The organism is Lacinutrix chionoecetis, from assembly GCF_053604665.1.
Genome location: NZ_JBSHNQ010000070.1, coordinates 1 through 14,098, shown reverse-complemented (window position 1 = coordinate 14,098; position 14,098 = coordinate 1). Strand labels below are relative to the sequence as shown.

Here is a 14,098-nt window from a genome sequence, read left to right as displayed (position 1 = left end):
TAAAGATTCAGGATATAAGTCTTGATTCTTGACTCTTGTTTCTATTAATCTTAAAGAAAAAAAATGAAAACAGCATATATAGTAAAAGCATATAGAACAGCAGTTGGTAAAGCACCAAAAGGCGTGTTCCGTTTTAAAAGAACAGATGAATTAGCGGCAGAAACCATTCAGCACATGATGAAGGAACTGCCTAATTTAGACAAAAAGCGTATTGACGATGTTATTGTTGGTAACGCAATGCCAGAAGGCGCACAAGGTCTAAATATGGCACGATTTATTTCACTAATTGGTTTAGATAGTGTGGACGTTCCAGGTGTAACCGTTAATCGTTTTTGTGCTTCAGGAATTGAAACAATTGGTGTTGCGACTGCTAAAATTCAAGCAGGAATGGCAGATTGTATTATTGCAGGTGGTGCAGAGAGCATGAGCGCAGTACCAATGACAGGGTTCAAACCAGAACTAAATTACGATACCGTAAAAGCTGGTCATGAAGACTATTATTGGGGAATGGGAAATACCGCAGAAGCCGTAGCGAACCAATTTAACGTTTCTAGAAAAGATCAGGATGAGTTTGCTTATAATTCTCATATGAAAGCTTTAAAAGCTTTGGCTGAAGATCGTTTTCAAGATCAAATTGTACCCATTGAAGTTGAACAAACTTATATTGATAGCAACGGAAAAAAAGCCACTAAGAAATATACAGTAACCAAAGACGAAGGACCTCGTGCAGGAACAAATCTCGAGGCATTGGCAAAATTACGACCAGTATTCGCAGCCAATGGTAGCGTTACAGCAGGTAACTCATCGCAAATGAGTGATGGTGCCGCTTTTGTTATGATAATGAGTGAAGACATGGTAAAAGAATTAAATCTTGAACCTATCGCACGATTAGTAAACTACGCTGCTGCTGGTGTTGAACCTCGCATTATGGGAATTGGTCCTGTTAAAGCCATACCAAAAGCATTAAAACAAGCAGGTTTAGAGCAAAAAGATTTAGAATTAATAGAATTAAACGAAGCTTTCGCATCACAATCGATAGCAGTAATTAGAGAATTAGATCTTAATCAGGAAATTATAAATGTAAATGGTGGAGCTATTGCTTTAGGGCATCCATTAGGGTGTACGGGAGCTAAATTATCTGTTCAACTATTTGATGAGATGAGAAAACGCAACATGAAAGGCAAATATGGTGCTGTTACAATGTGTGTAGGTACTGGCCAAGGTGCCTGTGGAATATTTGAATTTTTAAATTAGAAAAAAGAACATTTTAGATTATATAGTTATGGAAACAACCCAAGAAAAAGACATACTAAGAGGAGGACAATTCTTAGTTAAAGAAACAAAATGCGAAGACGTATTTACTCCTGAAGATTTCTCAGAAGAGCAACGTATGATGAAAGAGGCAGTAATGGAATTTAACGAACGTGAAATTATTGCTCACAAACCAAGGTTCGAAGCTAAAGATTATGCATTAACCGAAGAGGTTATGCGTAAAGCAGGAGAATTAGGGTTTTTAGGTGTCGCTGTTCCAGAAGCCTACGGTGGATTAGGAATGGGCTTTGTTTCAACTTGTTTAACATGTGATTATATTTCATCTGGAACAGGATCTTTTAGTACAGCATTTGGTGCACATACAGGTATTGGTACAATGCCAATTACATTGTATGGTACAGAAGCTCAAAAACAAAAATACGTACCTAAATTAGCTACTGGCGAATGGTTTGGTGCTTATTGTTTAACCGAACCTGGTGCTGGATCTGATGCTAATTCAGGAAAAACAACTGCAGAATTAACTGCAGATGGTAAATCTTACAAAATTAACGGACAAAAAATGTGGATCTCAAATGCTGGCTTTTGCAGTTTGATGATTGTTTTTGCCCGTATTGAAGACGATAAAAATATCACTGGCTTTATTGTTGAGTATGATCCAGAAAATCCAAATGGAGTAACACTAGGAGAAGAAGAACATAAATTAGGAATTCGAGCAAGTTCAACACGTCAGGTGTTTTTTAATGACACTGTTGTTCCTGTAGAAAATATGCTGGCTGGTCGTGGTGAAGGATTTAAAATCGCCATGAATGCTTTAAATGTTGGTCGTATTAAGTTGGCCGCAGCCTGTTTAGATTCTCAAAGAAGAATTTTAACCACTGGAGTGCAATATGCTAACGAAAGAAAACAGTTTAAAACACCTATCTCAGATTTTGGAGCAATTAAAGTAAAATTAGCCAAAATGGCTACCGATGCTTATGCTGGAGAATCTGCAACTTATAGAGCTGCAAAAAACATTGAAGATCGAATAGCCATGCGCGAAGCTGCTGGGAACACACACCAAGAAGCAGAACTTAAAGGTGTAGAGGAATACGCTATAGAATGTTCTATTTTAAAAGTTGCAGTATCGGAAGATGTACAAAATTGTGCAGATGAAGGTATTCAAATTTTTGGAGGTATGGGCTTTAGTGAAGAAACGCCTATGGAAGCTGCCTGGAGAGATGCGCGTATTGCACGTATTTACGAAGGAACTAACGAAATTAACAGAATGCTTTCTGTTGGTATGTTGGTTAAAAAAGCAATGAAAGGTCATGTAGATTTATTAAATCCTGCACAAGCCGTACAACAAGAGTTAATGGGAATCCCGTCATTCGATACACCAGATTTTTCTGAGTTGTTTTCTGAAGAGAAAGCGATGATTGCAAAACTTAAAAAAGTATTTTTAATGGTGGCTGGTGCTGCTGTTCAAAAATTTGGACCAGATTTAGAAAAACACCAACAATTATTAATCGCTGCTGCAGATATTTTAATTGAAATCTACATGGCAGAATCTACAATTTTAAGAACAGAGAAAAATGCAAAGCGCACCAGCGAAAAAGAACAAGCTGTGCAAATTGCAATGTCTAAATTATACTTATACAATGCTGTAAGTATTGTTGAAGGTAAAGGAAAAGAAAGTATTATTTCTTTTGCTGAAGGCGATGAGCAACGTATGATGCTTATGGGACTAAAACGTTTTACAAAATATACAAATTATCCAGATATCGTTGACTTGCGCAACGAGATAGCTGAAAAAGTTAAAGCAGAAAATAAGTACTGCTTTTAGCTAGTTTTTTTTAAGTAGAGTTAAAGCCGTTTCAGAAGTGAAACGGCTTTTTTTTAACCCTAATCTGTTTAACTTTAGTTTTATAACGTTGTTTTTTTTACTTCTGTTAAATTCTATCTACATTAGAAAAAAACTAAAATTTAAAACCATGAAAACTAAAACTTTATTATTAGCACTAATCTTCATTTCAATGACCGTTTACACATCCTGTAAAGATAGTGTTGGAGAGAATGTTGAAGAGAAAATGGAACAAAAATCAGATGATTTGGAAGATAGATCTGATGACATTGAAGATGCCGCAGATTATGTAGAGAGTGGATTTAATGACATAGAAGATGCTATACAGAATTTTAAACAAGCTTTAGAAGAAGTTGATAATCCTGAAGATCGTAAAGCGATTAGAAAGCGTATTAATGAAATTATGGATTCTATAGAATTGAGCAAGAAATAATTATTTCCATATTTAAAAATTATTTAAACACTATGTTATCACTATTACAAGAAACACCTAAAGACCAAAAGGGAGAAATAGACATAAATACCACCAGTATAATTGAAAAATTAGATACGTGGCTGGATGGACTAGTAAGAAACTTGCCTAATATTCTCGTTGGAATCCTAGTTTTTATAGCTATGATTTATATTTCGAAATGGATTGGAAGAGGTGTTAAAAAGTTATTAGTAAAAAGAGGGCGTAATAATTTTGGAGAAATATTAGGAGGATTTCTTCGGTGGACACTAACCATCGTAGGATTGATGCTAAGTTTAACCATAATTTCACCTAATTTAAGTCCTGCCGATTTAATCGCTGGTTTAGGTGTAAGTTCTGTTGCTATAGGTTTTGCATTTAAAGATATTCTTCAAAACTGGTTAGCAGGAATTTTAATTTTAATGAGACAGCCTTTTGAAATTGGTGACCAAATTCAAGTTAACGATTTTGAAGGCACTGTGGAGCGTATTGAAACGCGCGCAACCATTATTAGACAATATGATGGTCAACGTATAGTGGTTCCAAACAGTGAAATTTATACAAATTCGGTAAAAGTCATTACTGCTAACGAGTTAATTCGTTCGCAATACGACATTGGTTTAGGATACGATCAACCCAGAGAAAAAGCTTTCGAAATTTTAAGAAAAACCATAAAAGAAACCGAAGGTGTTAGCAGCGACAAACCAATTGATGTTTTGCCTTGGGATCAAGCAGATAGTTGGCTAACGGTTCGTGTACGTTGGTGGACAGATAGCACAAGATCTAATGTTGTAAAAGTATATTCTAATGTGATATTGAACACTCAAAATGCTATGGACGATGCTGGTATCGATTTACCATTCCCAACTTCTACTGAATTGCAAAATGCCAGAAATTTAGTTGAAGCTAAAGAAATGGTAAAAGGAAAAGACACTAATACTAAAGAAAAGGAGCAATAAATATGAAGTGGTTATACAGTGCAAGCGATCCTATTTTACAAACCTTAGCTGGGTGTTTTTTAATTTTTATAATAATTATAGTACTTACCAGAATTATAGGCTTAAGATCTTTCGCCAAGTTTACGGCATACGATTTCGCATTCACTGTTGCTATTGGTAGTATTATTTCTTCAATATTAACATCGTCTACCTCGATTGTTCAAGGTTTAGTTGCAATTGCTGGTTTATTAATACTCACTTTTATTTTTTCAACATTACAAAGAAAATATTCGGTACTAAGTAAATTAATTTCTAATGCGCCTCTCCTACTCATGGATGGTAGCCAAATTTTAGAAAGCAATTTAAAATATGCAAGAATTGAAAAAAAACAACTGATAGCAAAACTACGAGAAGCAAATGTGTTGAACTATAATCAAGTTTATGCTGTAGTGTTAGAATCTACAGGCGCTATATCTGTGCTTCATAAATCTTCAGATACAGAGAATGACATCTTTGATGACGCATTGCTTTTAGGAGTTAGAAGGCAACCGTAAATAATGGATACTATAGGTTAATTAAATATTAAAAAGCTGTCTTGTCAAGAGATAGCTTTTTATTTTTTCACTATTTTTAGATAAATTTTTTTTATGACAATTAATAAGTTTCTTTCTTTAATACTTACTCTTTTTATAACCTCATCACTATTTTCTCAAGGATTATTAGAAGAAAAAAATAATTTTACCAGACAAGATACACTGCGTGGTAGCATAACACCAGAACGCGAATGGTGGGATTTAACTTATTATCATTTAGACATTAGAGTTAATCCAGACGAAAAAACAATTTCTGGGAAAAATACTATTCAGTATAGAGTCTTACAGCCGAATCAAATTTTACAAATAGATTTACAACCTCCATTAACGCTTACCAAAGTAACACAAAATGACCAGGAGCTTGACGTTGCACATGATGGAAACGCACACTTCGTTACGCTAAAAGAAGTACAAAAAAAAGGTGATATAAACAGTGTTGTTGCCCATTATAATGGAGAACCTCGGGAAGCCATAAGAGCGCCTTGGGATGGTGGAATTTCTTGGAAAAAAGATTCAAATGGTAAGCATTTTATTGCGTCATCCTGTCAAGGTTTAGGAGCCAGTGTCTGGTGGCCTAACAAAGACCATATGTACGACGAGGTCGATAGCATGCTAATTAGTGTGAATGTTCCTAAGGGACTAATAAATGTCTCTAACGGCAGACTAAGAAGTGTAGATGAAAACAAAAATACAACCACTTATAATTGGTTTGTAAGTAATCCTATTAATAATTATGGTGTGAACATAAATATTGGCGATTATACTAATTTTTCTGAAGTATATAAAGGTGAGAAAGGCGATTTAGATTTAAATTATTACGTATTAAAAGATAATTTAGAAAAAGCCAAAAATCATTTTAAAGATGCACCAAAAATGATGAAAGCTTTAGAGCATTGGTTTGGTCCATACCCTTTTTACGAAGATAGTTTTAAACTCGTTGAAGTCCCTTATTTAGGGATGGAACACCAAAGCTCTGTTACTTATGGAAATAAATATATGAAAGGTTATTTGGGTCAAGACTTATCTGGAACGGGTTGGGGACTTAAATTCGATTTTATTATTATCCATGAAGCCGGACATGAGTGGTTTGCAAATAATATTACAAACAAGGACATTGCAGATATGTGGATTCATGAAAGCTTTACATCCTATTCCGAAAATCTGTTTTTAGATTATTATTACGGTAAGGAAGCTGCTGCAGATTACGTAATTGGAACAAGAAAAAATATTCAGAATAACAAACCACTTATTGGAAAATACGATGTAAATAATGAGGGTTCTGGAGATATGTATTACAAAGGTGCTAATATGCTGCATACCTTGCGTCAAATGGTAAATAATGATGATGAATGGAGGCAATTATTACGGACTTTAAATAGTAAGTTTTATCACCAAACAGTAACTACAAAACAAATAGAATACTGTATCGCAGAAGAGTCTGGATTGGACTTAACTGGTTTTTTTAATCAATACCTTAGGACAACTAAAATTCCTGTTTTAGAATTTACACATAAAAATAAAGTTTTAAAATACCGCTGGACAAATGTAGTCGACAACTTTATAATGCCAATAATTGTAAGCATTGGAGATAAAGAACATTGGATAACACCAACTACAGAATGGCAAACGTTTAAAACACCATCAAGTAAAATGCCTGTTAATATAAAACGTGATTTTTATATAATTAGTAAACAACTTTAAGTTTTGAAAGTAGAAGAACATTATTTTAAAACGGAAAAAGCGTGGCGAGAATGGTTGCATAACAACCATGAAAGCGATTCTGGTGTTTACCTTGTTTTCTACAAAGTTGCGCACGAAAACGAAAGTATGCGTTGGGAAGAAGCTGTTAGAGTAGCACTATGTTATGGCTGGATAGATAGTACTGTAAAAAGTTTAGGTAACGGGAAACGTAAACAGTATTTCTGTAAACGAAATGAAAAAAGTGTTTGGAGTGCTTTAAATAAAAAACACATTAGTGAGCTAATTGCCAATAATTTAATGCATGAAAGCGGATTAGAAATTATTAAAAAAGGTAAAAAAAATGGTTCTTGGATCGCTTTAGACGATGTAGAAAATGGCATCATACCACCAGCGCTCGAAGTCGCTTTTAAAGCAAATTTAAAAGCTTTTGAAAACTATAAAAATTTTGCACCATCGTATAGAAAGAGTTATCTCTATTGGTTAAATCAAGCAAAAAGAGAAGCCACAAGAGAAAAAAGAATTGCAGAAATAATTAAATTATGTCATAATAATATTAAATCGCGTAATAACTGGTAGCTATTTTTTTCTGAAAGTATTCTATTCTTTTTCGACTTAACACTAAAATAGTACATTATGAATAGCCAAAAATTAAACTTTACAAATAACGAAGGTGTAACATTAACAGGTAGGTTAGAACTTCCTGTAGATCAACATCCACATAATTTTGCCATTTTTGCCCATTGTTTCACGTGTAATAAAAACTTTTCGGCAGTAAAAAATATTAGTCGTGCATTAACCTCAAACGGTTTTGGTGTATTGCGTTTCGATTTTACTGGACTGGGAGAAAGCGATGGCGAATTTGAAAACACCAATTTTTCTGGAAATGTTGAAGATTTAATTAGTGCTTCGGCTTACTTAAAAGAAAATTATAGTGCGCCTACGCTGTTAATTGGTCATTCTTTGGGTGGTGCTGCTTCCATTTTTTCGGCTGCCAAAATCGATTCTATTAAAGCCATTGCTACTATTGGTGCGCCTTCTAATCCGAAACATGTTAAACATTTATTAGAGAGCAGTGTTGACGAAATTAAAGCTAACGGAAAAGCTAAAGTAAATATTGGTGGAAGACCGTTTACTATAAAAAAACAATTTTTAGATGATATTGAAACAAAATCCTTACCAGATGTTGCTAAAAATTTAAAAAAGGCGCTCTTGGTTATGCATTCACCACAAGACACCATTGTTGGTATACAAAATGCCGAAGATATTTATATAGCAGCTAGGCACCCAAAAAGTTTTGTATCTCTCGATGGCGCAGATCACTTACTAACGAAGAAAGAGGATTCTACTTATGTAGGAAATGTAATTTCAAATTGGGCAAAACGCTATATTTCTGCTCCCGAAACCGAAACCATTGCTACAACGCATCAAGTAGTGGCTAGTTTAGATAACGATGATGGCTTTTCTACAAAAATGAAAGTAGGTAATCATTATTTAATGGCAGACGAGCCAACAAGTTTTGGAGGTAATGATTTTGGGCCTTCACCTTACGAATTTGTTTCTGCCGGATTATCGGCCTGTACAGCAATGACTATTCAAATGTATGTAAAACGAAAAGGATGGGATTTACAAAATGTAGAAGTACATACAAACTATGGTAAAACCCATGCAACAGATTGTGAGGATTGCGAAAATACTTCAGCTAAAATTGATACTTTTAACAGAGCAATAAAATTAACTGGGAATTTAGACGAAAAACAAGAAGCACGTATCTTACAAATTGCAGATAAGTGCCCTGTTCATAAAACGCTGCATAACGAAGTGAAAATCACTACTAAATTGCTTTAAATAAAAACAGCCTCATTAATTTTCTGAGGCTGGTTTACATTTTTACCTAATGCTTAACGTGATTTATATATCGCTTATAAAACTCCCGTAAGGATCCTTAAACTGAATTCCTTCAGTGAATCTATATTTACTTAATTGCTTATACTCCACTAATGCCCAAAGCACAAATTCCTTAACAAAATAACTCTCTTCTTTAGTTAATTTGGGTTGGTACTCTCCCAATAAATCATCTAACGGTGAAATAGCATCAAGTAAATTTTTGTATTCTTTATCTCTTAAATCGTCTAATAACTCGAAACCATCTCGATTGTTAAAAAACCAAGATACAATATCGTCATACGGACTCTCGTCTTCTTGCTTTTTAAGTTTTTCTATCTTCGGAAAAAACTCTGAAAATAAACTTTTTACAGCTTCACCAATTAAATTATAGGCTACTTTTGCAGCACCTTCCTGCTCACCTTCGTAAACCAACTCTACTTTACCCGTAATGGCTGGAATAATACCTAAAAAGTCTGAAAGCCTTACCGTAGTTTTACGCTCACCGCCTTTTAAAGCGCGTAATTCTGCAGTACTTAGTAAATTCTCGAAAGCAGTAATACTTAATCGTGCACTAACACCACTTTTTTCGTCTATAAAGTCACTTTCTCTCGCTTCAAAAACTATTTGCTCTAATAAATCCTTGGCCAGTTCTGGAACGTGGATATTCTCCTTTTGTCTCGCATCTAACTTCGCTTCTTGCTCTGTAATTATTTTTGCAGTTTCAATATCTGTTGGATAATGCGTTAAAATTTGCGAGCCAATTCTATCCTTTAAAGGTGTTACAATACTTCCACGATTGGTATAGTCTTCAGGGTTTGCAGTAAAAATAAATTGCATGTCTAAGTTTAAACGTAATTTAAAACCACGAATTTGAATATCTCCTTCTTGTAAAATATTAAATAAAGCCACCTGTATTCTGGCTTGTAAATCTGGTAACTCATTAATAACAAATATACAGCGGTTGGCGCGAGGAATCATGCCGTAATGAATTACACGATCATCGGCATAACTCAATTTTAAATTCGCTGCTTTTATAGGATCTACATCACCTATAATATCTGCAACGGTTACATCTGGCGTCGCCAATTTTTCGGCAAAACGTTCACTTCTATGCATCCAGATAACAGGCGTATTATCACCTTTTTCATTAATTAGTTCCGTCGCAAAACGTGAAATGGGCTGTAATGGATCGTCATTAATCTCACTACCTTCAACTATTGGAATATATTCGTCTAATAAATTTAGCATCAAACGTGCTAAGCGTGTCTTTGCCTGCCCTCGCAGTCCTAAAAAATTGATATTGTGTCGTGATAAAATAGCACGCTCTAATTCTGGTACTACAGTATTTTCATAGCCGTGAATGCCTTTAAAGGTGGTTTCTTTATTTTTTATTTTTTCTATTAAATTATCTCTTAACTCATCTTTTATCGATTTGCTTTTATATTCCGCTTTTTTTAATTCGCCTAAAGTTTTTATGTTTTTTATTTCCATTTTATAGCTTTTGGCTATTTGCTTTTGGCTTTTAGCTCACTCCATTTGAAACTAATGACTAATACCTATAGGCTAATAGCTAATTATTTATCCTTTAATCCTTTTTTTTCTGTTTGTTTCGTAATCTTCAAAAATCATTTCACCTAATCCTTTTAAGCCTGTATAAAAGGCTTTTCCTTGATTAGCTTTGGTGAATTCCTGAACAAATTGCATCAGGTAATTATCTTGGGCAATCATAAATGTAGTAATAGGAATGTGCAATTTTCTTGCTTGCTGTGCCATGGCATAGCATTTATTTGTTATGTATGGATTTAATCCATTACTATCTTTATAATATGTACCATCTGGTAAACGCAAGCAACTTGGTTTGCCATCGGTTATCATGAAAATTTGCTTATTCGTATTTCTTTTTCTTCGAAGCAAATCCATAGCCAACTGCAAACCAGCAACAGTATTGGTATGATAAGGCCCTACGTTTAAATACGGTAAATCTTTAATTTTTATTGGCCAGGCATCGTTACCAAACACTAAAATATCGAGCGTGTCTTTTGGGTAACGTGTGGTTATTAATTCGGCTAAAGCCATAGCTACCTTTTTAGCAGGAGTTATTCTATCTTCGCCATATAAAATCATACTGTGGCTAATATCTATCATTAAAACGGTAGACATTTGCGATTTATGGATGGTCTCTTCTACCACCAAATCGTCTTCCGTAATGCTAAAATTGCCTATCCCATTATTTATTTGTGCGTTTCTAATGCTTTCGGTCATAGACACTTTATCTAAAGCATCGCCAAATTGATAGTTTCTAAAGTCGCCTGTATGCTCATCGCCTATACCAACACCTTTGCTTTTATGGTTGCCACTTCCACTACGTTTTATCTGTCCAAAAATTTGATCTAACGCTGCTTGCCTAATGGCGCGTTCGGTTTTAGCAGTTATACCAATACCTTTTTTTCCATTAGGTTTTATTTCTTCCCGAATATATCCTTTGGCTTTTAAATCTTCAATAAAATCGTCGATAGTGTAATCTGGAGTAGTTAGTTTATATTCCTTATCCAATTCACGTAACCAATCTATCGCTTCATCAAAATCTCCAGAGGTATGTGTTATAAGCTCTTTAAAGATATCGAAAAGGATTTCGAAAGGTGTTTGCGAAGGTGCTTTGTATTGTTTAAAAACAAAGCCTTTTTTTAAATTTTCTTTTTTCATTCTTTATAAAAATACGATAATTTCAACTTAAAATAAATGAGTTAACATCTATTTAAGATTTAGTTGGTTAACTTTAACCCAACCACATATTTAAAATGAAAACAAAACCATTTAGCATAACATTGTTGGACAAATACGGTATAGATATTCCAGAAGCAATGGGTAATCCATTTACAAGTGAGAATAAAAATCGTGTTAAAGTTGAGGCCACCAATAATGATAATAAACTGTCCTATCATGCTGCTTTAAAAAAAAATAAAAATGGTGGATACAGAATGTATTTAAGTATGGAGAAACAAAAAGAACTTGACGTTACTGTTGGCGATACTTTTACCTTACAACTTTTTGAAGACCAATCTAAATATGGTGTTGAAATGCCGGAAGCCTTAAATGAAGTATTATTAAGTGATGTTGAAGCTTATAAAATATTCGAAACTTTAACACCTGGAAAACAACGCTCTATAATCTATAGTATTAAGCGTTATAAAAGTTTACAAACACAAGTGGACAAATCTATTATAATAACAGATAATCTAAAACGTGGCGTAAAGGATTTAAAATTACTCTTAAAAAGTAAATAACACGAAGTTTCTTGCAAAAAACTATTAATAATGTTAACTTTCATAAATTATATAACCAAAAAAAACTAACAATGAAAAAAATAGTATTTATCACCATTTTATCGCTTCTTGCATTTACAACAAGTTGTAAAAAAGAGGAAAAAGACAAAGTAGAACCTGTAACTAAAGCAGAAACAGCTAAGAAGGTAAAACTTAAATTAAACTCTAAAAGCGGCAGTAATGTTACTGGTACTGTAATATTTACCGAGGAAGAAAATAATGAAATTAAGATGGTAGCAATGATTGATGGTTTAGCACCAGGAGAGCACGCTATACACATTCATGAAACGGCAGATTGCTCTGCAGAGGATGGTGCTTCGGCAGGAGGACATTGGAACCCAACAGGACAACCGCATGGAAAATGGGGTGATACAGCTGGATACCACAAAGGAGATATTGGAAACATAACTGCAGACGATAAAGGTAACGTAGTAAAGTATTTTACTACAGACCAATGGTGCATTGGTTGTGGAGACGAAACAAAAGATATTTTAGGTAAAGCAATTATAGTACATGAAGGCATAGATGATTTTACGTCTCAACCAAGTGGAGCCGCCGGAAGTAGAGTTAGCTGCGGAGGCATTATTAAGTAATTATTTATTATAAAAATAAAATATGCAATTAGAAGCCTTAGTAGTTAAGTTCAAGGAAAAAGATGAAAAAGCCTTTGAATCTTTATACAACATGTACAGTGAAAGTATGCATGGTGTCATTTATAATATAGTGAGAGATCACGATATTGCTCAAGAAGTTATGCAAGATGTCTTTATTAAAGCATGGCATAAGTCTGATTCTTACAACTCAAGTAAAGGACGGTTTTTTACATGGATATTAAACATCTCGCGCAATGCTGCCATCGATAAAACACGTTCTAAAAGTTTTAAAAACAGTTCTAAAAACCTTAATTCCGATTACTTCGTAGATATATTACCAACTCAAGATAACTTGGACCGATCTACAGATGCGATTGGTATTTCAAAATATGTAAGCAAACTTGCAGAAAAATGTAAGAAAGTTATCGAGCTCCTTTATTTTAAAGGGTACACCCAAAAAGAAGCATCTGAAACATTAGACATGCCTATTGGTACGATAAAAACACACAATAGAAATTGTATTAAAGAATTAAGAGAAATGGTATTATAATTATGAACGCACAAACCTACATAGAATCTGGAATATTAGAACTCTACGTTGCTGGTTCGCTTAGCGAAAAAGAAAATAAAGAGGTCTATAACATGATGTTAAAACATCCTGAAGTACTTCAGGAGGTTTTAGACATAGAAGCAGCTGTAATAAAATTAACTAAAGCGGTTGCACCTAAAAACAATATAATCTCTTTCAAGTCAATCTTAAGCAAATTAAGTAATGATAGCGATTCTAAAGTTGTATCTATTAGCAAACCAAGAAACAAATGGTATGGCTCTTTAGGTTGGGCAGCTGCAGTTATATTAGGAGCTGGTATGTTATGGATGTATAATCAAAACAATACTTTAGAAAGCAAAATAAGTGAAATACAAACTGAAAAGGATTTCTTTGAAACGCAAATTGAGGATTTGAATAGCGATTTAGCAGATTCTAAGAAAATAATCAATGTTTTTAGAGATAAAAACGTTATTAGTGTGCCACTTGCCGGACAAGCCGTTTATCCTGAAGCTTATGCTAAAGCGTATTGGAATAAAACAGATAAAACGGTTTATTTCGATTTACAAGGTTTACCAGAACCTCCAGAAGGCAAAGTTTACCAAGTGTGGTCGCTTACTTTAAATCCGCTGACTCCAACAAGTTTAGGTACTATAGATAACTTTACATCTGATGATAATAAAATCTTTAGTTTAGAAAACGCTAACGAGTCTCAAGCCTTTGGTATTACATTAGAACCTGCTGGAGGAAGTGTATCTCCTACGCTTGAACAACTATATACTTTAGGAGTTGTAGAATCTTCTTAAAATAAAGATCTGTCTAGTCCTAAATAACCGATACAGATTATTAAAGGATTAAATTTATTAATTAAAGCTGAACAATCATATGATTGTTCAGCTTTTTTGATTTGTATTGTTTTCTTTTCAATTTGTTTTGTGCGTGCATTTGTATTGGTG

The 14,098-nt window shown here is 34.0% G+C and carries 14 protein-coding genes; 12 read left to right on the top strand and 2 right to left on the bottom strand.

What is annotated here, in order from left to right; all coding sequences use genetic code 11:
- Positions 1 to 63: 63 nt before the first annotated feature.
- The 8 genes from ACVC43_RS04400 to ACVC43_RS04365 all read left to right on the top strand — a co-directional run bounded on the left by ACVC43_RS04400 (position 64) and on the right by ACVC43_RS04365 (position 8,640).
- Positions 64 to 1,254 carry an acetyl-CoA C-acyltransferase gene (locus ACVC43_RS04400; RefSeq protein WP_452223359.1) on the top strand — a complete coding sequence of 397 codons (1,191 nt, stop codon included), beginning with the start codon at positions 64 to 66 and terminating at the stop codon, positions 1,252 to 1,254.
- 28 nt (positions 1,255 to 1,282) lie between these two features.
- The gene (locus ACVC43_RS04395) at positions 1,283 to 3,094 is read left to right on the top strand and encodes an acyl-CoA dehydrogenase family protein (protein ID WP_452223358.1); all 1,812 of its coding nucleotides are present in this window, start codon (positions 1,283 to 1,285) and stop codon (positions 3,092 to 3,094) included.
- Between the two features lie 190 nt (positions 3,095 to 3,284).
- Positions 3,285 to 3,545: a hypothetical protein gene (locus ACVC43_RS04390; protein ID WP_452223357.1), complete on the top strand. Its 261-nt coding sequence runs from the start codon at positions 3,285 to 3,287 to the stop codon at positions 3,543 to 3,545.
- Between the two features lie 32 nt (positions 3,546 to 3,577).
- Entirely contained in the window at positions 3,578 to 4,522 is a 945-nt protein-coding gene (locus tag ACVC43_RS04385; RefSeq protein WP_452223356.1) for a mechanosensitive ion channel family protein, read from the top strand.
- Positions 4,523 to 4,524: 2 nt separating this feature from the next.
- Positions 4,525 to 5,055 carry a DUF421 domain-containing protein gene (locus ACVC43_RS04380; protein WP_452223355.1) on the top strand — a complete coding sequence of 177 codons (531 nt, stop codon included), beginning with the start codon at positions 4,525 to 4,527 and terminating at the stop codon, positions 5,053 to 5,055.
- Positions 5,056 to 5,148: 93 nt separating this feature from the next.
- Positions 5,149 to 6,795 (top strand): M1 family metallopeptidase, encoded by a 1,647-nt coding sequence (locus ACVC43_RS04375; RefSeq protein ID WP_452223354.1) that lies wholly within the window; start codon positions 5,149 to 5,151, stop codon positions 6,793 to 6,795.
- Between the two features lie 3 nt (positions 6,796 to 6,798).
- Positions 6,799 to 7,371, top strand: a complete 573-nt coding sequence (locus ACVC43_RS04370; RefSeq protein WP_452223353.1) for a YdeI/OmpD-associated family protein — start codon at positions 6,799 to 6,801, stop codon at positions 7,369 to 7,371.
- A 57-nt stretch (positions 7,372 to 7,428) separates the two neighbouring features.
- Positions 7,429 to 8,640: a bifunctional alpha/beta hydrolase/OsmC family protein gene (locus ACVC43_RS04365; protein ID WP_452223352.1), complete on the top strand. Its 1,212-nt coding sequence runs from the start codon at positions 7,429 to 7,431 to the stop codon at positions 8,638 to 8,640.
- Positions 8,641 to 8,703: 63 nt separating this feature from the next.
- Here ACVC43_RS04365 and ACVC43_RS04360 read toward each other — a convergent pair whose 3' ends face one another.
- Both ACVC43_RS04360 and ACVC43_RS04355 read right to left on the bottom strand, forming a co-directional pair.
- Positions 8,704 to 10,170 carry a magnesium chelatase gene (locus ACVC43_RS04360; protein ID WP_452223351.1) on the bottom strand — a complete coding sequence of 489 codons (1,467 nt, stop codon included), beginning with the start codon at positions 10,168 to 10,170 and terminating at the stop codon, positions 8,704 to 8,706.
- Positions 10,171 to 10,257: 87 nt separating this feature from the next.
- Positions 10,258 to 11,382 (bottom strand): vWA domain-containing protein, encoded by a 1,125-nt coding sequence (locus ACVC43_RS04355; protein WP_452223350.1) that lies wholly within the window; start codon positions 11,380 to 11,382, stop codon positions 10,258 to 10,260.
- 95 nt (positions 11,383 to 11,477) lie between these two features.
- Between ACVC43_RS04355 and ACVC43_RS04350 the strand changes: the two genes are divergently transcribed.
- The 4 genes from ACVC43_RS04350 (at position 11,478) to ACVC43_RS04335 (ending at position 13,948) form a co-directional block, all read left to right on the top strand.
- Positions 11,478 to 11,963, top strand: coding sequence for a YdeI/OmpD-associated family protein (locus tag ACVC43_RS04350; RefSeq protein ID WP_452223349.1), 486 nt, complete (start codon positions 11,478 to 11,480; stop codon positions 11,961 to 11,963).
- A gap of 71 nt (positions 11,964 to 12,034) precedes the next feature.
- Positions 12,035 to 12,595, top strand: a complete 561-nt coding sequence (locus ACVC43_RS04345) for a superoxide dismutase family protein (RefSeq protein ID WP_452223348.1) — start codon at positions 12,035 to 12,037, stop codon at positions 12,593 to 12,595.
- Between the two features lie 22 nt (positions 12,596 to 12,617).
- Positions 12,618 to 13,145, top strand: a complete 528-nt coding sequence (locus ACVC43_RS04340; RefSeq protein ID WP_452223347.1) for an RNA polymerase sigma factor — start codon at positions 12,618 to 12,620, stop codon at positions 13,143 to 13,145.
- A gap of 2 nt (positions 13,146 to 13,147) precedes the next feature.
- Entirely contained in the window at positions 13,148 to 13,948 is an 801-nt protein-coding gene (locus ACVC43_RS04335; RefSeq protein WP_452223346.1) for an anti-sigma factor, read from the top strand.
- Positions 13,949 to 14,098 lie beyond the last annotated feature (150 nt).